The sequence below is a fragment of the Pseudactinotalea terrae genome (assembly GCF_009733845.1).
Taxonomy (GTDB): Bacteria; Actinomycetota; Actinomycetes; order Actinomycetales; family Beutenbergiaceae; genus Pseudactinotalea; species Pseudactinotalea terrae.
The window spans coordinates 186,696-205,970 of sequence record NZ_WNXZ01000008.1; the positions used below are offsets into that span (position 1 = coordinate 186,696).

Sequence of the window (19,275 nt, forward strand, 5' to 3'; positions counted from 1 at the left end):
CAGATGTCTGTGCAACCTTCGCGCAGTGAAAGGCCAGGAGGGCGGCGGCTGTCCGCAACCCTGAGCCGCCGCACGCTGCTCACGGTCGGGGTCGGAGTCGTCAGCGCCGGAGCCCTCGCTGCGTGCCGCAGCGCTACCCCGGGCGATGCCGGGGGTGGCGGTGGCGGCGGCGAGCCACCCGCGACGCTCACGCTGCCGACCTTCGTGGCACCGCCCGAGGTCGAAGGAGCCACCGTCTCCTCGGTGGAGGGGGTGCCGGTCGCGTACTCCACGTTCGGCAGCCCGTACAGGTCCGTCACCGAGCCGCCTGGCTCCGGTGGGGAGGTCACGACCTTCCAGCCGCTGTTCCGGCCGCCGCCACCGCCGCTCGACGAGAACCCGTGGTGGCAGCAGCTCAACGAGCGGCTCGGCGTCACGATCAACGCGTTGCTCGCTCCCAGCGACAGCTACGCCGACAAGCTCTCGACCACCATCGCGGGCGGTGACATCCCCGACCTGACGGTGGTCTCCGAGAACATGGCTCCGGGCGCGATCAAGCTGGTCAAGCAGGGCGCCTTCCTCGATCTCACCGACGTCATCGGTGGCGACGCGATCAAGGAGTACCCGAACCTCGCCGCGATCCCCACCCGCGCGTGGAAGGACGCGGCAGTGGAGAACCGGATCTACGGCGTGCCGATGCCGATCGCAGACGGCGTCACGATGTACCGACAGGACTGGGCCGAGGCGATCGGGTTCCCCGACCCGCCGACCGATGCCGACGAGGTCAAGGAGCTGCTGGTCGCCTTCAGCGAGAACTCACCACCCGGACAGGATGGTGTGAAGGGTTACGGGTTCAGCTCCTTCGATCAGGGCGTCGACTACTGCCAGCAGCTGTTCCACGTACCCAACAACTGGGCTGTGAGCGATGACGGACAGTTCACGCACAAGGTCGAGACCGAGGAGTACGAGCAGGCGCTCGTCTACGGGCGCGAGCTCTGGGAGGCCGGCGTCTGGCATCCGGATGCTCCCACCCACACAGGCGAGGAGTACGAGGACATCTGGCTCGGTGGTCGAGGCGGTTGCTTCACCCTCAATGTGGCCAACATCTACAACCTGTTCTACGTCGAGGGCACCAAGCCTTTCGACCCGGTCGCCTTCGATGGCGGTGATCCGACGATCTGGCAGGCGCCGTCGATCTTCGCGTTTACTGCGATCTCCAGCCAGGTGACCGACGAGGAGCGGCTCAAGGAGCTGCTCGGCGTCCTGAACTGGTGGGCGGCGCCGTTCGGCAGCGAGGAGTACCTCCACATCGCATACGGCCTCGAGGGGCGGCAGTTCAACTTCGAGGACGGGGAGCCGATCGCCATCGACGACCCGGATGCCCAGACGGAGCGCAACCTCTACTGGATGGTGCAGCAGTTCGAGCAGGCGCTCTACGTACCGGGTCACCCCGACCGGGCAGCGGAGGCTCAGAAGCAGCTCGAGCACAAGTACACCTATGCGGTCACCGATCCGTCCCGAGGCCTGTACTCCGACGAGAAGGTGTCCAAGGCCGCCTCGCTCGCCCAGCTCATCGACGACTACCAGGTCGGCATCATCACCGGCAGGCGGGACATCAGCGAGCTCGACGATCTACGCAGTCGGTGGGCCACCGGCGGCGGCGACACGATCAAGACCGAGCTCGGCGAGTCGTACGCCGTGGCCAACAGCTGATCGCCCGTGGGCGAGCGCTCCGCACTCGTGGAGCGCTCGCCCCGCCCACCTGCCTGAAACCTCAACCAGAGAGATCCGATGTCGTCACCGTGCATCACCTCCAGTCACCCAGACCTGCCCGCGCCGTTGTGGGCCGCTGACCTCCTCACTGAGCGGTTGCGAGCACGCGGCGGTGGTAGCGGCACCGGCACCGACGCCCTGGTCCGGATCGTTCCTCCCGCCGATGCCGGTGCGGCTGGCCTCGCTGGGCGCTGGCGGGAGAGGCACGGCCGAGACCTCGACGGCGTCGAGGGCGCCTATGCGATGGGTGCCGCCGGCGACGGCGCTGTGCAGATCGCGGCGGGTGACGAGCAGGGGTACACCTACGCTCTCCTCGAGCTGTGCGAGATCGTCGAGCACGCTGACGAACCGCTCGTCGCGCTCCGCACGATCGCTGAACAGCTGGAGCGGCCGCGGAACCCCGTACGCGCGATCACGCGGGCGTTCACGACCGAGACCGTCGATCGCGACTGGTTCCACGACCGCGACTTCTGGGACGAGTACCTGACCGAGCTGGCGTCGTCGCGGATCAACCAGTTCAGCCTGGCGCTCGGCGCTGGCAACGACTACCTCATCGATCGTCGCGTCGAGGACAACTACCTGTACTTCCCGTACCCCTTCCTGCTCGCGGTCGGCGGCTACGACGTCAGCGTCGACGGACTCGCCGAGCAGGAACGCCAGATGAACCTGGCGACCCTGCAGCACATCGGGCGCGTAGCGACGCGTCGCGGCATCGCGTTCGGGCTGGGCCTCTGGAACCACTCCTACCGCTTCGACCCCGATGCCGACACCGAACGGTGGCCGGTGCGGGGTCTCGACGGCGACAACCACGCCGAGTACTGCCGCGACGCCCTGCGCGAGCTGCTGCGCCAGTGCCCGGACATCGTGCGGCTCACTCTGCGCAGTCACTTCGAGGGCGGCGTCCCCGAGCCGACGCACGAGTTCTGGCGAGTCGTGCTCAGCTGCCTCCCCGACATCGATCGGAGCGTCGAGCTCGACCTGCATCTGAAGGGAGTCGGTGAACCGCTGCGCGAGATCGTCACCGAGCTCGAGGTACCGGTCCGGCTGTCGTCGAAGTACTGGGCCGAGCACCAGTCGCTGCCCTATCACCAGTCCTCGATCCGTGACAACGAACGGCTCGGTGGCCGCCGCGCGCGGGAGCTGGATCAGAAGGCGAGCGGCATCGAGCGCGCAAGCCTGCCGCCCAAACCGACGACGCAGCGGTGGCTGCCTGGCACCGGTCACCCGAACAAGGGCACGAGCGGTACCGAAGAGACCTCCAAGCGCAGCTTCACGAGGTACTCCTACGGCGACTACGGCTACGACGGTCGCGAGTGGCCGCTGGTGCACCGGGTGTGGCCGGGTACGCAGCGGGTTCTCCTGTGGGGAGACCCGACGATGGCTGCGGCGTACGGGCGGCATGCCAGCTTCGCGGGCGCCGACGGCGTCGAGTGGTTCGAGCCGCTCTCCTTCCTCGGCAAGAAGAACAGTGCTGTCGCAGGTGCCCCGAACGGGCCGCGCCGCAACCGCGACATCTACACGGACCCGCAGCTGCAGGCGGCGGTCGGCGACTGGCGAAAGTTCCGCTACACCTACCGGCTGCTGGGCCGCGCGGGCTACGACCCGGACACCGCCGTCGAGGTGCTGACCCGCACTCAGCGGGCCGCGCTCGGCCCGGCCGCGGAGCCCGCACTGCGCGCGCTCGCGCTCGGTTCCAGGGTGCTGCCGCTGACCGTGGCCACGCATGCACCCTCGACCGCGTGCAACGTCTACTGGCCGGAGATCGTCACACCGGTGCCGGTGGCCGGTCGGGTGAGCCAGCCAGAGAACCCGTTCGCGGGTCAGGGCTGGCCCACCAGCTCCGATTTCGACATGATCCCGCCCTACTCGTTCGGCAATGTCAGCGCGCTCGATCCGGAGCTGTTCTCCAACGCCGTCGAGCTGGCGGAGGAGATCCGAGCCGGGAGTCCCAGTGGGCGCGAGAACCCACTCGCAGTCGCGGCGCGGATGGACCGGATGGCCGACGCCATTTTCGCGGCGGTCGACGAGGCCGTTGCGCTTGCCGGTGACGACTGGACACCCGAGCTGGTCGTTGCGCTCGCGGACTCGCGGATCCTCGCGAACCTGGCCCGGTACTACGCCGCAGCCCAGCGGACCGCGGTCGGCTACGAGCTGCGGGACCACGGTGCTGCGATGCTCGAGTGGGCGATCGAGCAGCAGCGCACCGCGATCACTGCCTGGGAGGAGATCTGCGCAGCCGCTGACGAGGTCGGTTACGTCGACGACCTACCGTTCGGCCAGACCGAGTACTCGCGCGGGTCATGGTCCTGGCGTCGGCCGTTCCTGGCGGCCGACCTTGCTTCGCTCGAGCAGGCGCTCGGTGAGGCGAGCGGCGGTGGTCCCGCCGGCGGCGCGGACCCGGAGGAACTGGTACGTCAGTGGACGCCCGTCTCGGCACCGCGCGGCGAGCACCTCGCACCCGAGCGCCTGATCGAGGGCGAGGCCACGCGCATCGAGTGGCGCAGCGACGACCCGAGGGTCACCGGCGTGACCTTGCGTTGGCGTCCCGTCAACCAAGCCCTGGCCTACTCGAGCATCGATCTGACGCGGGAGGGCGACGCCTGGGTGGGTCAGATCCCGGCCCAGGTGCCGGGTGACCCGTATCCGCTTCAGTACCACTTCCGGGTGCACGGCGACGATGCGGCGTGGGCGTGGCCGGGACTGGACGAGGACCTCGCGAACCAGCCCTACGTCGTCGTGCATCACGACCCGGCGATCAGCTGGGGGAGAGGCGATCGGTGATCATCAACGAGGTCACGCCGGTGCTGTCAGGGCATCGGGTGCTCGTCAAGATCGGGACCGACGACGGTCTGGTCGGGTGGGGGGAGGGGTCAGGGTTCCTGCCCCACGCCGTGCTCGGCCTCGTCGAGGAGCTGCGCCCCTACCTGCTCGGCGAGGACGCCAGCCGGATCAACTTCCTCTGGCAGGAGGTGTTCCGGCGCCCCTTCGTGCGTGGCGGCCCGATCACGGGGTCTGCGGTGGCGGCGATCGACCTGGCGTTGTGGGACCTCAAGGGTCGCGCGCTGGATGCACCGGTCTACCAGCTGCTCGGCGGTGCGGCACGGGATCGCGTGCGGGTGTACGGCCACGTGCACGCCGACACCGCGGAGGAGATCGCGGCGAAGGCGCGGGTGATGGCCGAGCGTGGCATCCAGGTGATCCGATACCGCGGCTTCATCGACACCGACAAGCAGGGTGTGCATGATCATGCGGCCGGGGTGCGGCAGCAGATCGAGTTCACGGAGGCGATCCGGGATGCGGTCGGTCCCGACGTCGATCTGATCCTGGAGTGTCACGGCCGCTACGACCCGGCCTGGGCGGTGAAGCTGATCAAGGCGGTGGAGCGCTTCGAGCCGTTGTTCGTCGAGGACCCGATCCGTCACGAGCACCCGGACGGCTACAGGCAGCTGCGCGCTGCCTCGTCGGTGCCGCTGGCAACCGGTGAGCGTGGTCACAGCAAGTGGGAGCTCCGCGAGCTGATCGAGAACCGGCTCGTCGACTACCTCCGGCCGGACGTCTGCTGGGCCGGCGGGATCACCGAGATGATGAAGATCGCCTCGTTCGCCGAGACATATCTGATCAACATGGTGCCGCACAACATCCAGGGGCCCTTGGGCAGTGCCGCGACCTTGCACGCCTCGATGGCGATCCCGAACCTGACGGTGATGGAGGCTGCGCTGTATGCGGGTCGGGAGGTTGTCGAGGGTGACATCCATCCGTGGCCCACGGTGCTGGATGGTCACGCCCTGCCCCCGGCAGGCCCGGGTCTGGGCGTCACGGTCGACGAGGGCGCGCTGCCAGGGCCGCTGCCACCACGGGGCGGCCACCCGCGGCTGCGCGCACTCGACGGCAGTGCCCGCGACTGGTAGCTGCTCCGACGGGTGAGTGCGGGCGGCGGGTAGCGTCAGCGCGTGCGCCGGTTCGTGGATCCCTTCATCGTCGGCCTGCTCGCGATGCTCGCGATCGGGCTGCTGGTCCCGATCCCGGCGGAGATCCGGGCCGCGTTGGACCTCTGCAGCGACATCGCGATCTTCGTGCTGTTCCTGCTGTACGGCGCGCGGCTGGCCACCAGGGACGTGCTCGCGGGGCTGCGGCACGTGAAGCTGCAGGGCTCCGCGCTGGTCGCCACGTTCGTGCTGTTCCCGCTGCTCGGGCTGGCCGCCGCCACCCTCGCGGAGCCGCTGCTGGGGGAGAACCTCGCGCGCGGCGTGCTGTACCTGAGCCTGCTGCCCTCCACCGTGCAGTCGTCGGTGGCGCTGGTGGGGGTGGCGCGAGGGAACGTCGCGGGCGCGATCACCTCCGCGACGATCTCGAACCTCCTCGGCATGCTGCTGACGCCGGTGCTCGTGCTCGCGCTGATGCACACCAGCGGGAGCGCCGGCGGTGGCGGGATCCGCTCGGTGCTGCTGCTCCTGCTGCTGCCGTTCGTGGTCGGCCAGCTCGCGCAGCCGTTGATCGGCGGCTACCTGCGCTCGAAGAACGTGCTCACCACGTTCTGGGACCGCGGCACCGTGCTGCTGGTGGTCCTCGTGGCGGTCTCGACGGCGACGGCGTCCGGCGTCTGGTCGACCGTCTCACCCGGAACGCTGGCCGCAGTGGTGGTGATCAGCGCCGTCATCCTCGCGATCGTGCTCGCCGCGACCTGGTGGGGCGGGCGCGCGCTCGGCCTGCAGATCGAGGACCGCATCGTGCTGCTCATGTGCGGGTCGCAGAAGTCGCTCGCCACCGGGCTGCCGATGCTCGCGGCGCTGTTCCCCGCGGTGCTGGCCGGCCCGATCGCCGTGCCGGTGATCGTGTTCCACCAGCTCCAGCTGATCGCGAGCAGCGTGCTCGCACGCCGGCTCTCGCGCCGACAGGCGTAACCAGCAGGTGCCTCAGCGCGTGCCCGACCAGGCGCTCGAACGGAGCTGGGTGGGTGTCTGACCCGTGGCCTGCTTGATCTTGCGGGCGAAGTGGAAGCTCGAGGCGAAACCTGCTCGCTCCGCGACCCGGGTGACGGACAGCCCGCTGCTCGTCAGCAGCTCGACGCCGAGCGTGATCCTTCGGTCCCACAGGTACTTGATAGGTGTGGTGCCCATGTGCTCGCGGAACAGCCGGATGAGGTAGGGACCCGTGACGTGAGCCGACCCCGCGATGTCGGCGAGGTCGATGTCGCTGCCGAGGTTGTCGTGGATGTAAAGCCGTGCAGCCTCGATGGGCTGAGGGAGCGCGGCCGGATAGTTCTCGAACTCCGCCACGAATCGCCAGAGAAGCGCGGTGGCCAGCGCGTCGACCAGCGCGCCATGAGCCGTGAGCCGGGTCTGCTCGCTGACCACGGCCTCACGGGAGATGTAGGTCAGGGCCGCCGAGAGCCGACGTGTCGGGCGCAGCGACTCCAGCCACGTGCGCATGTCGTCGCTCAGGTCCACCGGGGTACCACGCACCAGCGTCTGCCGGGTCGTGTCCGCCTCGCCGAAGCTGATCACCTCGTCGTGCCCAGGTAGCAGGAGACACATCTGACCGGCCGGGACGGGATACGGGTCGCGCCGATCGATCGTCACGCTCATCGCCCCCGCGTGGATGAGGAGCATCTGGATCTCGGTCTGGGCGCGCGGTCCGACAGTGGTGCCCGGTTCGTGCTCCACGGTGCGCGCGACGCAGTCGACCAGGCGTAAGCCGCGTCTCGCGATGTCAATCCTGGACACAGGGCGGTGCGGTGTGGCCATACCGGCATGTAACCACGAGCGGCCACGATGGTCCGCATGAGGAACACCCACGCAAAGGTGCTGGTCGTCGGCGGAGGGCTCGGTGGCGTCGCTGCTGCGTTGACCGCAGCCCGACGCGGCCTCCACGTCGTCATGTCCGAGCCGACCCGCTGGATCGGTGGTGTGCTGACGTCGCAGGCCGTGCCTCCGGACGAGCATCGGTGGATCGAGCAGTTCGGTTGCACCGCCACCTATCGGCAGCTGCGCACCGCCATCCGGGACTACTACCGGCAGCACTACCCGCTGACGGAGACCGCGCGCGCGGATCGCCGCCTGAACCCCGGGGCGGCCAAGGTGTCCGACCTCTGCCACGAACCGCGGGTGACGCTGGCGGTCCTCGAGGCGCTCCTGGCGCCGCATCGTGCAGCCGGCCGCGTCGAGCTACTGCTGGAGCATGCGCCGGTCGCCGCCGACGCCGACCGGGACGCCGTCCAGGCCGTGACGCTGGAGCACCTGCCGAGCGGTGATCTCCTGACCGTCACCGCCGACTGGGTGATCGATGCGACCGAGACCGGCGACCTGCTGCCGCTGGCTCAGGTCGAGCACGTCACCGGCGCCGAGTCGGCGCACGACACGGGTGAGCCGCACGCGCCCGCCACGGCAGCGCCGTCGAACATGCAGCCCGTCAGCGTGTGCTTCGCGATCGACCATCGGCCGGGCGAGGACCACCGGATCGACAAGCCGGCGCGGTACCAGCACGTGCAGGAGGCGCGTATCGAGCACTGGCCGGGCAGCCAGCTCTCGTTCGTGGCGCCGCACCCGAAGCTGCTCACGCCGGTGCAGCACTTCTTCGAGCCGAACCCCGCGGGCGACCCGAGCGAGATTCGCCCCGACTACGCCGACGAGCGCGTCGGGACCATGGACAGGAACCTCTGGACGTTCCGCCGGATCGCGGCCCGCGGCAACTTCCAGCCGGGTGCCTACCCCTCGGACATCACGTTGGTGAACTGGCCCCAGATCGACTACTGGGAGGGGCCGGTCATCGATGTCCCGGATGCCGATCGGCACGTCGAACAGGCGCGGCAGCTGTCGTTGTCCTTCCTGTACTGGCTGCAGAACGAGGCGCCGCGCCCGGATGGCGGCACGGGGTGGCCAGGCCTGCGGCTGCGCGGCGACCTCATCGGTGACAGCCCCGACGGACTGGCGTTGGCGCCGTACATCCGCGAGTCGCGGCGCATCCTGGCCGAGCACACCGTCACCGAGCAGGAGATCGCGCTGGAGGTGCGTGGCGACCGCGGTGCGCTCGCCCACCGCGACTCTGTCGGTGTGGGCATGTACCGGATCGACCTGCACCCCTCGACCGGCGCAGATCCGTACATCGACATCCCGTGCCTGCCCTTCCAGGTGCCGCTCGGCGCGCTGCTACCCGTGCGGGTACGCAACCTGCTCCCGGCCGCCAAGAACATCGGCACCACGCACATCACCAACGGCGCGTACCGCATGCCGTTGGTGGAGTGGAACGTCGGGGAGGTCGACGGGCATCTGATCGCGTTCTGCGAGCAGCGCGGCTGCACACCCTCGCAGGTCCGGTCCAGGGACGACCTGCTCACCGACTTCCAGGCCGAGCTGAGCGCGGCGGGGGTCGAGCTCGCTTGGCCGCGAGTGGCCGGCTACTGACCAACGCATCAATGACAGACACACCCCCGTCGAAGGAGACGAACATGTCCGCACGCATACGCACGACTGTGGCAACCGCGGCACTGACGGCCGCCACGCTCACGCTGGCCGCCTGCGCTGGTGGCGAGCCGGAGGGCGACCCTGGCGGCGAGACGGTGATCACGTGCGCCACATGCCAGGAGTCGCCCACCGATCCGTTCCTGCAGTACAACTTCGAGGCTGCGACCCGGTTCAACGAGGAGTACGCCGGCCAGTACCGCATCGAGATGCTCAACAACGCCAACGCCGGCTCGAGCGAGGACCGGTTGCAGTATTACCAGCGCCTCGCGCTCGCCGACGACCTGCCGGACCTGTTCCAGCTCAACTCGGCCGAGATCGCGGCACTGTCGGAGACCGGCACGCTCCACGACTTCACCACGGAGCTCGATGCGGAACCCGACTGGGCCGACAGCTTCCAGACCGGTGCGTTCGACGCCCTCACGGGCGCCGAGGGGCAGGTGTGGGCCATCCCGCAGCAACGCGACCCGATCGGTACCTACTGGAACACCGAGGCGTGGGGGTCGGTCGGGTTCGAGACGTTCCCCACGACGTGGGACGACTTCGAGGTGGGAGCCGAGGCGCTCGCGCAGCAAGGCAAGCTCGCGCTCGCGCTCGACGGCGACTGGGCCACGATGCTGACCTGGACCAACCTGATCGGGACGCAGCCCGGCGGCGTGGACTTCCTCAAGGGCGAGATCGGTGAGGGCGGCGACTGGAGCGGCAACCCTGCGGTCGTCGCCGCCACCGAGCGGCTGCGCGGATGGCACACCGCCGGCTACGTCAACTCCGACGCTTTCAGCGGAGAGTTCTCCAACGCTGCCGCCGCGTACCTGTCGACCGACGCAGCAGCGGTGCCGAACGGTCCGTGGTTCGTGGCGACCAATCTCCAGACCGACGCCGCGGCCCCAGGCCTGTACGACAGCACGGGATACGCGCTCTCACCGGGCTGGGACGCCGGCCAGGGTGTCATCGTCGTCTCGGGTGCCGGCTGGGTGTCCGGCGCCACCGACGAGGCGAGCCTCGAGGCCGTCGGCGCGTTCATGCGCTTCGTGACCACCGCCGAAGAGGCGCTGACGCAGGCAGCCGAGACGGGTGCCAATCCCGCGGTCGTCGTGCCGGGGGCGGAGCTGGCGTCCGCCGACCTGGAGCCGCTGTCAGCGGGCCTCGTGATCGCGGCCGCCGAGGCCGAGTTCACCTACCCGCACGTGCGGGTGTTCGGTCCTGCAGGTTTCGGGCCCGCCTGGAAGAACCTGTGGCCCGCCTACGTCAACGGCGAGATGGACACCAGCACGTTCCTGTCGCGACTGTCGGCCGATGCCACCGCAGGAGCCTGATGATGGCACGGCCTGCCGCGCGCCCGAACCGGGCGAGAGCCGTGCCCACGACCGCGCCGCGGATTCCGCGTGGCATGCGGGGTCCTGTCCTGATCTCGCTGCTGCCTGCCGCGGTCCTGTTCAGCGTCTTCTTCGCCGTCCCGTTGGTCGTCCTCGTCGGCACGGCGTTCACCGACTGGTCAGGGACACAGATGGCCTTCGTGGGGGTCGACAACTTCGCCCGGCTGGGGGCCGACCCGGTGTTCGCCAAGGTCGCCACCAACACGGTCTTCTATCTGGCGGCGTCGGTCCTCGTGCAGGTGCCGCTCGGCGTCGCCGTCGGCATCGTGCTCGCGATGAAGGTGCCCGGCTGGCGGGCGCTGCGCACGGTGCTGTTCATCCCGTTCGTCATCTCCGGCGCCGCCTACGCGCTGATCTTCTCGATGTTCTACAACCCACGGTTCGGCCTGCTGAACAACCTGATCGCACCTCTCGGGCTGCCGCAGCGCGACTGGCTGTACGAGACCGGCACGGCACGCTGGGCGATCGCCGGCACCTTTGTGTTCATCCTCGGCTTCGTCATCGTGGTCACGATGGCTGAGATCACCTCGATCCCCGCCGAGCTCTACGAGGCCGCCGAGGTCGACGGTGCGACCGGGTGGCAGCAGCAGACGCGGATCACCTTGCCGCTGCTCCGCAACGCCATCGGGACCTGTGTGCTCATTCGACTGCTCGCCGACATCGGGATGTTCGACCTCGTGTTCATCCTCACGGCGGGCGGTCCCGACGACGCGACCGCGACGCTGGCCCTGTACGCCTACCGTGCCTACCTGCACGGTGAGTGGGGCCACGCGAACGCTGTCGGCCTGGTCATCCTGCTGCTCGGGGGCGCGCTCATCGTCACGGTGCGGCGCGTGTTCCGGATCGGAGAGCGAGACCGATGACTGCGACCACACTGCGTCCGGCTACCCGGTCGACCAGCACGGTCACACCGGGCCGGTCGGTGCGGCGCACCCGGCCGATCTGGGCAACCGTGGTGGTGTATGCCTTCCTGGCGGCCGTGACCCTCGCATCGCTGCTCCCCACCGTGTGGGTGATGTCGTCCGCCTTCAAGACCGCCTCGCAGATCAACTCCGGGTCCGGGCTGTTGCCCTCCCCGTGGACCCTGCAGGGCTTCGTCGACGCCTTCACGCAGATCCACCTGCACGCCTACATCGGCAACACGGTGCTCTACGCCGTCGGTGGCACGACCGGTGCCCTCATCACGGCGTTCCTCGCGGCCTACCCGCTGGCCCGCTACTCCTTCCGTGGCCGCAATGCGCTGGTCGCGACCTTCTCGCTGGCTCTGGCCATCCCGCTCGTCGGCCTGGCCACGCCCCTGTTCTTCGTCGTCCGCTCGCTCGAGATGTTCGACTCCCGCCTCGGGCTGGTGATCTTCTACTCGGCCCTGGAGTTCCCGTTCACGTTCATCGTGCTCCGGTCGTTCCTGCTGTCGCTGCCCGGCGAGATCGAGGAGGCGGCGATCATGGACGGCGCCGGCTACCTCGCGATCATCCGACGCATCGTCGTGCCGTTGGCGAGACCCGCGATCGCCACCGTGTGCGTGGTCGCCTTCGTCAAGATCTGGAACGAGTTCTTCTTCGCCAACCTCTTGACCGTCTCCGCGGACAACCACAACGTGCAGCTCGCACTCGCCGGCTTCAAGAGCCAGTTCGGATTCAACATCACCGGAGCGCTGGCCGGCGCGACGATGGTGATGCTCGTGCCCATCGGCCTGTTCCTGATCCTGCAGCGGCAGGTGATCGCCGGACTCACGGCTGGCGCGGTCAAGTAGCGGCCGGCCCGCTGTCCTCGCCGCCGACCACCCGGCTCACCGCCGCAGGCGGTTCGTCGGCGTGCTGCTGCACGTCGATGCGGTTGCCGCCGCAGCTCACGCAGCTGACGTAGCGCACCACGCCGGTCGAGGTCCGGTGACTGGAGCGGGTCTGCCAGGCGTGCTCGTGCGTCGCGGTCGCAGTCTCGGTCGGTCTGGTCTCGGTCGGTTCGAGGAGCGTCATACCCTCCACCATGCTGTAATGGTCCTATGCATCTCAACCCTTACGGCGAGTACGCGGTGCTCCTCGCTCAATCACTGGCGAACGACTGGCCCGCGGATGCCGCGGACATCGTGGAGCGGACCCGGGAGTTCGGCATGACGATGTCCTTCTCGGTCGGCCCCGGCGCGCACGCCGGGATGCGTGAGGTGATCGACCACTGGCTCACCGTGGTGGATGCGAGCGATCCAGCCGAGCGGGCCGCCATCCTCAACGACCAGATGGCCGCAGTCGCCGCCTACCCGCGGTTGACCGATCACGACGGCGAGGGCTGGCACCTGCACTACCGCGACCAGAACCGCGCGCTGCCGGCGGCGCTCGCCGCCGTCATCAGCGTCGGCACGGCGCTGCACCTGACCACGCGGGGCATGCACCGCCTGGGCAGGTGCGCGGCAGGTGAGGAGCCCGGGGACCCGTGCACCGCCGTCGTGGTGGACATCACACGCAACGGCACGCAGCGATACTGCTCGGTCAGGTGCGCGAACCGGGCCGCGGTGCGGCGGCACCGGGCGCGCTCGCGATGACCGCTCAGCAGCGCGGCGGCTGCTCACACCGCCGGCAGCATCAGCCCGAGCGCGGCTGCGGCCGCCGACAGCACGGCCAGGACCAGCGGGAACGCATAGGACTCCTCGCGGCGAGCGTGCGTGACGACGCCACCGATCATCAGCGCCGCCAGCGCGCACGCCGCGACGGGGCTGAGCAGCGGCGCGATCCCGAGCAGCACCGGGAGGATCAGGCCGACGGCGCCGACCACCTCCGCAGCGCCGATCAGCTTGATCTGTGCGGATGTGAAGTCCTCGACGTAGTGCAGCCCGGCGGCGGCGAGCGCAGCTCTGGGTCGGGCCAGCTTGGTCAGCCCGGCCGCCAGGTACAGGGCCGCGAGCGACCCGGCCAGCGCCAGGTAGGCGATCCACATGAGCGAGGCCTCCCCCCGTCGGCGGCGCACCCCGCGCCGCCCGGGACAGTCTTCAGGCGGCGACCGGGGCGTGGACATCCGCCGATCGGTGGATCCTGCTCGGTCTTCGCCGAGCGGCTTCCTAGCTGCTCTTGCGGATCGCCCTGACCCCGACGGCGAGCCCGACCAGCGCGACCAGCAGCGCGGCCAGCCACCCCCACAGCACCTCGCTCGAGCCGAACGAGCCACCCAGCAGTGCCCGCTGTGCCTCGACCACGTGGCTGACCGGGTTGAACGAGGCCACGGCACGCATCCACCCCGGGCCGCCGTCGAGCGGCAGCAGCACGCCCGAGAGGATGAGCAGCGGGAAGATCAGGCTCTGCTGCACACCCCAGAACAGCCACTCGTGCTCCTTGGTGGCGAGCGCGAGCGAGTAGCTCAGCGCGCCCAGTCCGATCCCGAAGACCGCGAGCAGGCCGAGCCCGGCGAGCAGCCCCAGCGGGTGCGCGCGGAACCCGAAGATCATCGCGATCCCCACGATCACCAGCGCCTGCACCACGATCGGCGCGACCTCCTTCAGCGCCCGGCCGATCAGCAGTGCGGGCCGTGACAGCGGCGCCACGAGCGTGCGCTCGTGGGAGCCGGTCATCATCTCGTACTGCAGGTTCGAGCCGGTCGCGCCGGTGCCGAACAGCACGATCATCACGAGCACGCCCGGCACGAACCAGGCGAGCGTGGTTGCCAGGTCCTGACCGGACTGGGCCACCAGCAGCGGCCCGAACAGCCCGAGGAAAACCAACGGCTGCAGCAGGCTGAAGATCAGCGAGAACGGGTCTCGGACCATCGGCTTCAGCTCACGGAGCAGCACGTTCCAGGTGTCCCGGGCGAGCTGCGGGCGGACGGTCCTCGCCTCGAGTGCGGCGGTCATCGGGTGCTCCCTTCGAGCGTGCGGGTCTCGTCGTTGGATGTCTCTGGTGAGTCGGGCTCGGTCTTGTCCGCGTCGCGCAGGGTGCGGCCGGTGAGCGCCAGGAAGACGTCGTCGAGCGTGGGCGGCACCGCCGTCGCCGTCGTGACCCTGATGCCCTCGTGGTCGAGCTCGCGCAGCAGGCGCGGCAGCAGCGCCGAGCCCTGAGGTGCCGTGAAGGCGAGGGTGCGGTCGTCGCGTCGTTCCGCGCCGGCGCCCGCGAGGCGCTCGACGGCGGAGCTCGCGCGGGCGAGGTGCGTCGCCTCGTCGAGAGTGAGCGTGATGGCGTCGCCGGCCAGGTTGGCCTTGAGGGTGGCGGCGGTGTCGTCGGCGATGACCCGGCCGCTGTCCATCACCATCACGCGCTCGGCGTACCGATCGGCCTCCTCGAGGTAGTGGGTGGTGAGGAAGACCGTGGTGCCGTAGCGGGCGCGCAGCGCGACGATGTGCTCCCACAGGTTGGCGCGGCTCTGCGGGTCGAGCCCGGTGGATGGTTCATCGAGGAACAGCACCGCGGGTGCGTGGACGAGCCCGAGCGCGATATCGAGGCGACGCTTCTGGCCGCCCGAGAGCTGCTGGACGGTGCGCGAGGCGAAGGACTCCAGCTCGAGCGAGGAGATCAGCTCGTCGGTCCGTTGGGTGCGTTCCCGGCGACCCATGCCGTAGAACGCTCCTTGGCTGAGGAGCTCGTCACGGACGCGCTGGGAGAAGCTGCCCGAGCTGCCCTGGCCCACGTAGCCGATGCGCGAGCGCACACCGGAAGGGTCGCGCTCGATGTCGTAGCCGGCCACGCTGGCGCCGCCCGAGGTCGGTGGGATGAGCGTGGTGAGCATGCGCAGGCTCGTCGACTTGCCCGCGCCGTTGGGACCGAGGAACGCGACGAGCTCGCCACGGCGGACGTCGATGCTGAGGTCGGTGACGGCGGTGACCTCGGTCTTCTTGACGGTGAATCGCTTGGTGAGGCTCTGGGTGGAGATGACGGTGTCGGAAGGCATGCCATCGACGGTAGAACCCGATGCGGACAGCTATAGTCCTCAATTCGAGGAAGATGGATGCATGGCCGACACCACCGAGCGGATCCTCGCGCTGCTCAACCTCCTGCAGACCCACCGGCACTGGGCCGGGCGCGAGCTCGCGGCCCGGCTCGCGGTCACCGAGCGCACCGTGCGCCGCGACATCGACCGCCTTCGGGGCCTCGGCTACCGCGTGACGTCCGCGCCGGGCGTGGAGGGCGGGTACCGGCTGGCGCCGGGCAACGCGCTGCCGCCGCTGCTCCTCAACGACGACGAGGCGGTCACGATCGGGATCGGGCTGCGACTGGCCGCGACCCAACGACTCGTGGACGGCCCCCACACCACCCTCTCGGCCCTGGCCAAGATCGAGCAGGTGCTGCCGCCACAGCTGCGCGCGCGGGTCAACGCGCTGGCGGCAGCGATCCGGCCCACGGCTGTGGACCGCGGCTCCGTGGTCTCGGGCCCGGTGCTGGGCGAGCTCGCGCTGGCGTGCCGCGACCGGGAGCGGCTGCGCTTCACGTACGTGTCCGCCGCCGGCGAGCAGACCGAGCGCCGGGTCGAGCCGCACGTGCTGGCACCTGCGGACCGCCACTGGTACCTGCTGGCCTGGGACCTCGACCGGGACGACTGGCGCACCTTCCGCGTCGACCGGCTGAGCGAGGTGGCGCACACGCACATGCGGTTCGAGCCGCGCCCGATCACGCCGGAAGAGGCCGACGAGCTCATCTTCGTCTCGACCAGCGGCGTGCGCACGAAGGTGCAGGCCGACATCGTCATCGAGATGTCGTTGCACGAGATGACGCAGTGGTTCGGGAACTGGTCGCGCGGTGCTTCCGAGGACGCCGATGGCCGCACACGGTGGCCTGCCGGGGGCAACGACGTCCGCGAGATGATGTACGCGATGTCCTGGGTGCCGCCCGGCGTCGGCTACCAGACCGATCTGGCCGAGCCACACCGGTCCGAGCTCCGGGAGATCCTGGAACGGATGGTCCGCGCACTCGGCGACCCACCGCCGTCGGGCGAGGGGGCCTGAGAGGATGCCGGACGGCCCGGGCCCCCTCCGGACCCGGGCCGTTCACCCTCCGTGCGTGATGCGGCCGGCTCATGCCAGCACGGTGCGCACCACCCCCTTGCTCGCCCAGGAGCCGGCGAGCACGAGTGCGCACGCGCCGACCACGCTGAGCAGGTACTGGATGACGACCACGGGCTGGGTGACGAGCCCGACCCCGAGTGCCGGAACCAGGAAGAGCGAGGCGGCTGCGGTCGCGAGCAGCACCGCGGCGATCAGCGGGATGCCGACCTCGAGGAGGCGTGCCTTGTCCATCACGCGGATGTCGGTGCCGGCGAGGTGCAGCGCCCGGTACTCGGTGCGCTGGTCGATGATGCGGCCGGCCTGCATGACGCCCGTCGAGGTGGCTGCCACGACGGCGGCGATCACCAGCGTGAGCTGGCCGCCGGTGCCGATGTCGATCATGATCGTGTCGGTGCCGCTGGCCCCGAACATCGCGGCGGCGGCCGCCATGCTGGCGATGAAGGTGGCCAGGGCGACCCCGCCGACGCTGCGCCACGCGGTCTTGGGGGCGTCGATGATGCGGCGCGCCGCCACCAGCGAGGCCGCGGTCTTGGCTCGCTTCGCGGCCCGCTTGCCGATCACGCCCATCAGCCACGGGCCGATGATGTTGACGACCGCGAGACCGCCGAACAGGAACAGGATCAGCACGATCAGGGGCGCCTGACCCGTGTTCCACAGCACCACGAACCCGATGCCGACAGCCACGATCGGGACCACGCGCGTCCAGTGCAGCCCTGGCGGTGCCTGCCGTGCGGCCACCCCGAGCGGGGTGATCGCGACGCGGCGCAGGCTCGCGGCAGCTGACACCAGCGCCACCAGCACCACCGTGATCACCGCGAGCGGCAGCACCCACCACGGCAGCACGAGCTCGGCGTAGCTGAAGGGTCGCTGCTGGAACGTCACCGGCAGCACCAGCGGGATCAGCCCGAAGTACGCGGCGGCACCGATCACGGCACCGGTCGCGGCCTGCAGGGTCGAGTCGAGCAGGGCGAGCGTGGAGACCTGGGAGGTCGTCGCACCGGCGAGCCGCATCGCCGCGAGGCGCTCGTCGCGCCGGGCGACCGCGAGCCGGGAGGCAGCGCCGCCGAGGGTGACCAGCGGGATGAGCAGCAGGCCCGCGGCGGTGCCCGCGAGCATCACGTACATCGAGGCGTCGTAGTCGTCGACCGCGGCGTTCGCCGCCCGCTCGGCGAAGGCCTGGAAGCCACCGAGGACGAGCAGCGCGACCGCCGTGGTGACCGCGAACGCCACCACCGCGAGCACGCCGGACAGGCGCTGCGGGTCGGTGCGGCCGGCGTCACGCTTGCGCAGCAGCAACCACATACGAAGGGAGGTGACCATCACGCACCGACCTGGAGGTTCGGGACCTGACCCATCGCGGAGGTGGGAGAAGCAGCCGGGTGGGCACCGCCGTCGGGCTGGACGATGAGCCCGTCCCGCATCCGGATGGTGCGGGAGCACCAGGCGGCGACCTGCTCGTCGTGGGTGACGACGACGAGGCTCGCCCCGGTCTGGGTGGTCGCCTCGCGCAGCACGCGCAGGACCTCCTGGCCGGTCTGCTGGTCGAGGGCACCGGTGGGCTCGTCGGCGAAGATCACGCCGGGGGAGCAGGTGAGCGCGCGGGCGATGGCGACGCGCTGCGCCTGCCCGCCGGACAGCTCGCCGGGGCGGCGGTCCTCCATGCCGCCCAGGCCCAGGTAGCCGAGCCACTCACGGGCGGCGGCGACCGCCTGGTGCCGTGGCACGCCGCCGAGCAGCAGCGGGAGGGCAGCGTTCTCGTCGGCGGGAAGCTCGGGGAGGAGCTGACCGGACTGGAACACGAAGCCGAAGTCCTGGCGGCGCAGGGCGGTGCGCTCGCGCTCCGACATGCTGCCGAGGTCGCGGCCGTTCCACATCACCTGTCCGCTGGTGGGCGGCAGGATGCCGGCGAGGCAGTGCAGCAGCGTGGTCTTGCCCGAGCCCGAGGGGCCCATGATCGCGACCGACTCACCGGCGGCGATCGTGAGGTCGACGCCGGCCAGCGCCACCGCGCCGGCGGCCGGGATCGCCGAGCCGGGGGTGGGTTGCAGGCTGCCCCCCGGGGGCATCGCCACCCGGGGGGTGGGGCCGGTGCCGGGGCGCGCGTTCGGTGCGCCGTAGATCTTGGTCAGCCCGTGGGCTGTGAGCGGAGAGCGTGTCGTCATACCCAGAAGGTTGCCGGTGACGGCGCCCCTCCCGCGTCCGTCGGCAGGCCTCTTCTCACGCGGTCGGGAAAGCCCCTGGTCGGGCAGCCGTGTCCACCTGGAGTCGTACCCCTGCGCCCCCGAGCGCCCTCGCGCCCGCCTTCCGCTCGCCGAGTTCGTTCCTGACCGTCGAGCTCGGTGGGTGCACCAGGCGAACTGGGCGTTCTGCAGCGAACTCGGCGGTCTTGTGGTGCGAGCGCGTGGTCGAAGGAGCCCAGGGTCGGCGGAGTGGGTGGTTAGACGGCGGGGTGGCCGGGGTGTGCCGTCGGGGATTGCGTGGCCGGGTCCCGGCATCGGCGTTGAACGCCCTGCGCCCGCCTCCCGCCCGCCGAGTTCGCTCCGGAACGTCGAGTTCGGTGGGTGTGCCAGGCGAACTCGGCGTTCCCGGAACCTGTCAACCTGTCTGGAGTCGGTCGTCGGTGGTGGGGTGGTTGATGGCGACTTGTGCCATCGGGGTGTGGATGACGGGTCGGGCTCGGAATCGTTCGGGGTGGGCCTGGTAGAGGTGTCCC

17 protein-coding genes are annotated in these 19,275 nt (G+C 70.1%); 10 read left to right on the plus strand and 7 right to left on the minus strand.

Annotation, left to right across the window (positions count from 1 at the left end):
* Positions 1-3 precede the first annotated feature (3 nt).
* From GPA03_RS20645 to GPA03_RS20660, 4 genes are all read left to right on the plus strand, one after another.
* On the plus strand, positions 4-1,692 hold the full coding sequence (locus tag GPA03_RS20645; protein ID WP_156253936.1) for an extracellular solute-binding protein: 1,689 nt from the start codon (positions 4-6) through the stop codon (positions 1,690-1,692).
* Between the two features lie 78 nt (positions 1,693-1,770).
* Entirely contained in the window at positions 1,771-4,533 is a 2,763-nt protein-coding gene (locus tag GPA03_RS20650; protein ID WP_156253937.1) for a hypothetical protein, read from the plus strand.
* Positions 4,530-5,660 (plus strand): mandelate racemase/muconate lactonizing enzyme family protein, encoded by a 1,131-nt coding sequence (locus GPA03_RS20655; protein WP_162458455.1) that lies wholly within the window; start codon positions 4,530-4,532, stop codon positions 5,658-5,660. The genes GPA03_RS20650 and GPA03_RS20655 overlap by 4 nt, the downstream gene beginning before the upstream one ends.
* 42 nt (positions 5,661-5,702) lie before the next feature.
* A complete protein-coding gene (locus tag GPA03_RS20660) occupies positions 5,703-6,653 on the plus strand; it encodes a bile acid:sodium symporter family protein (protein WP_241681422.1) in 951 nt (316 codons plus the stop codon).
* Between the two features lie 12 nt (positions 6,654-6,665).
* Here the strand turns inward: GPA03_RS20660 and GPA03_RS20665 are convergent, their stop codons facing one another.
* Positions 6,666-7,361 carry a helix-turn-helix transcriptional regulator gene (locus GPA03_RS20665; RefSeq protein WP_206673670.1) on the minus strand — a complete coding sequence of 232 codons (696 nt, stop codon included), beginning with the start codon at positions 7,359-7,361 and terminating at the stop codon, positions 6,666-6,668.
* Between the two features lie 171 nt (positions 7,362-7,532).
* On the opposite strand from GPA03_RS20665, the gene GPA03_RS20670 reads away from it, so the two are divergent.
* The 4 genes from GPA03_RS20670 (at position 7,533) to GPA03_RS20685 (ending at position 12,338) form a co-directional block, all read left to right on the plus strand.
* Positions 7,533-9,152 carry an FAD-dependent oxidoreductase gene (locus GPA03_RS20670; RefSeq protein WP_206673671.1) on the plus strand — a complete coding sequence of 540 codons (1,620 nt, stop codon included), beginning with the start codon at positions 7,533-7,535 and terminating at the stop codon, positions 9,150-9,152.
* A gap of 44 nt (positions 9,153-9,196) precedes the next feature.
* Positions 9,197-10,525, plus strand: coding sequence for an ABC transporter substrate-binding protein (locus tag GPA03_RS20675; protein ID WP_162458457.1), 1,329 nt, complete (start codon positions 9,197-9,199; stop codon positions 10,523-10,525).
* 74 nt (positions 10,526-10,599) lie between these two features.
* On the plus strand, positions 10,600-11,448 hold the full coding sequence (locus tag GPA03_RS20680) for a carbohydrate ABC transporter permease (protein ID WP_162458458.1): 849 nt from the start codon (positions 10,600-10,602) through the stop codon (positions 11,446-11,448).
* Positions 11,445-12,338: a carbohydrate ABC transporter permease gene (locus tag GPA03_RS20685; RefSeq protein ID WP_156253943.1), complete on the plus strand. Its 894-nt coding sequence runs from the start codon at positions 11,445-11,447 to the stop codon at positions 12,336-12,338. Before GPA03_RS20680 ends, GPA03_RS20685 begins: the two co-directional genes overlap by 4 nt.
* Here the strand turns inward: GPA03_RS20685 and GPA03_RS20690 are convergent.
* Positions 12,331-12,561 (minus strand): hypothetical protein, encoded by a 231-nt coding sequence (locus tag GPA03_RS20690; protein ID WP_156253944.1) that lies wholly within the window; start codon positions 12,559-12,561, stop codon positions 12,331-12,333. The two genes, GPA03_RS20685 and GPA03_RS20690, sit on opposite strands and share 8 nt — an antisense overlap.
* A 26-nt stretch (positions 12,562-12,587) precedes the next feature.
* On the opposite strand from GPA03_RS20690, the gene GPA03_RS20695 reads away from it, so the two are divergent.
* Positions 12,588-13,121, plus strand: a complete 534-nt coding sequence (locus tag GPA03_RS20695) for a CGNR zinc finger domain-containing protein (protein ID WP_156253945.1) — start codon at positions 12,588-12,590, stop codon at positions 13,119-13,121.
* A gap of 23 nt (positions 13,122-13,144) precedes the next feature.
* On the opposite strand, the gene GPA03_RS20700 is transcribed toward GPA03_RS20695, so the two are convergent.
* The 3 genes from GPA03_RS20700 to GPA03_RS20710 form a co-directional block, all read right to left on the minus strand.
* Positions 13,145-13,513 carry a DoxX family protein gene (locus GPA03_RS20700; protein ID WP_156253946.1) on the minus strand — a complete coding sequence of 123 codons (369 nt, stop codon included), beginning with the start codon at positions 13,511-13,513 and terminating at the stop codon, positions 13,145-13,147.
* 121 nt (positions 13,514-13,634) lie between these two features.
* Positions 13,635-14,420, minus strand: a complete 786-nt coding sequence (locus GPA03_RS20705) for an ABC transporter permease (RefSeq protein WP_156253947.1) — start codon at positions 14,418-14,420, stop codon at positions 13,635-13,637.
* Positions 14,417-15,451: an ATP-binding cassette domain-containing protein gene (locus tag GPA03_RS20710; RefSeq protein WP_156253948.1), complete on the minus strand. Its 1,035-nt coding sequence runs from the start codon at positions 15,449-15,451 to the stop codon at positions 14,417-14,419. The genes GPA03_RS20705 and GPA03_RS20710 overlap by 4 nt, the downstream gene beginning before the upstream one ends.
* Before the next feature lie 61 nt (positions 15,452-15,512).
* Between GPA03_RS20710 and GPA03_RS20715 the strand changes: the two genes are divergently transcribed.
* Positions 15,513-16,502, plus strand: coding sequence for a helix-turn-helix transcriptional regulator (locus tag GPA03_RS20715; RefSeq protein WP_156253949.1), 990 nt, complete (start codon positions 15,513-15,515; stop codon positions 16,500-16,502).
* A 69-nt stretch (positions 16,503-16,571) separates the two neighbouring features.
* On the opposite strand, the gene GPA03_RS20720 is transcribed toward GPA03_RS20715, so the two are convergent.
* Positions 16,572-17,882: an FtsX-like permease family protein gene (locus GPA03_RS20720; protein ID WP_156253974.1), complete on the minus strand. Its 1,311-nt coding sequence runs from the start codon at positions 17,880-17,882 to the stop codon at positions 16,572-16,574.
* Positions 17,882-18,724 carry an ABC transporter ATP-binding protein gene (locus tag GPA03_RS20725; protein ID WP_241681423.1) on the minus strand — a complete coding sequence of 281 codons (843 nt, stop codon included), beginning with the start codon at positions 18,722-18,724 and terminating at the stop codon, positions 17,882-17,884. The genes GPA03_RS20720 and GPA03_RS20725 overlap by 1 nt, the downstream gene beginning before the upstream one ends.
* Positions 18,725-19,275: the final 551 nt, after the last annotated feature.

What these genes read in the sequence shown, in the direction of transcription:
- GPA03_RS20695 (WP_156253945.1), top strand. Translation starts at nt 12,588, where the DNA reads ATGCATCTCAACCCTTACGGCGAGTACGCGGTGCTCCTCGCTCAATCA.
- GPA03_RS20680 (WP_162458458.1), top strand. Translation starts at nt 10,600, where the DNA reads ATGCGGGGTCCTGTCCTGATCTCGCTGCTGCCTGCCGCGGTCCTGTTC.
- GPA03_RS20690 (WP_156253944.1), bottom strand. Translation starts at nt 12,561, where the DNA reads ATGACGCTCCTCGAACCGACCGAGACCAGACCGACCGAGACTGCGACC.
- GPA03_RS20685 (WP_156253943.1), top strand. Translation starts at nt 11,445, where the DNA reads ATGACTGCGACCACACTGCGTCCGGCTACCCGGTCGACCAGCACGGTC.
- GPA03_RS20670 (WP_206673671.1), top strand. Translation starts at nt 7,533, where the DNA reads ATGAGGAACACCCACGCAAAGGTGCTGGTCGTCGGCGGAGGGCTCGGT.
- GPA03_RS20710 (WP_156253948.1), bottom strand. Translation starts at nt 15,451, where the DNA reads ATGCCTTCCGACACCGTCATCTCCACCCAGAGCCTCACCAAGCGATTC.
- GPA03_RS20645 (WP_156253936.1), top strand. Translation starts at nt 4, where the DNA reads ATGTCTGTGCAACCTTCGCGCAGTGAAAGGCCAGGAGGGCGGCGGCTG.
- GPA03_RS20705 (WP_156253947.1), bottom strand. Translation starts at nt 14,420, where the DNA reads ATGACCGCCGCACTCGAGGCGAGGACCGTCCGCCCGCAGCTCGCCCGG.
- GPA03_RS20715 (WP_156253949.1), top strand. Translation starts at nt 15,513, where the DNA reads ATGGCCGACACCACCGAGCGGATCCTCGCGCTGCTCAACCTCCTGCAG.
- GPA03_RS20720 (WP_156253974.1), bottom strand. Translation starts at nt 17,882, where the DNA reads ATGGTCACCTCCCTTCGTATGTGGTTGCTGCTGCGCAAGCGTGACGCC.
- GPA03_RS20650 (WP_156253937.1), top strand. Translation starts at nt 1,771, where the DNA reads ATGTCGTCACCGTGCATCACCTCCAGTCACCCAGACCTGCCCGCGCCG.
- GPA03_RS20665 (WP_206673670.1), bottom strand. Translation starts at nt 7,361, where the DNA reads ATGCTCCTCATCCACGCGGGGGCGATGAGCGTGACGATCGATCGGCGC.
- GPA03_RS20675 (WP_162458457.1), top strand. Translation starts at nt 9,197, where the DNA reads ATGTCCGCACGCATACGCACGACTGTGGCAACCGCGGCACTGACGGCC.
- GPA03_RS20700 (WP_156253946.1), bottom strand. Translation starts at nt 13,513, where the DNA reads ATGTGGATCGCCTACCTGGCGCTGGCCGGGTCGCTCGCGGCCCTGTAC.
- GPA03_RS20725 (WP_241681423.1), bottom strand. Translation starts at nt 18,724, where the DNA reads ATGACGACACGCTCTCCGCTCACAGCCCACGGGCTGACCAAGATCTAC.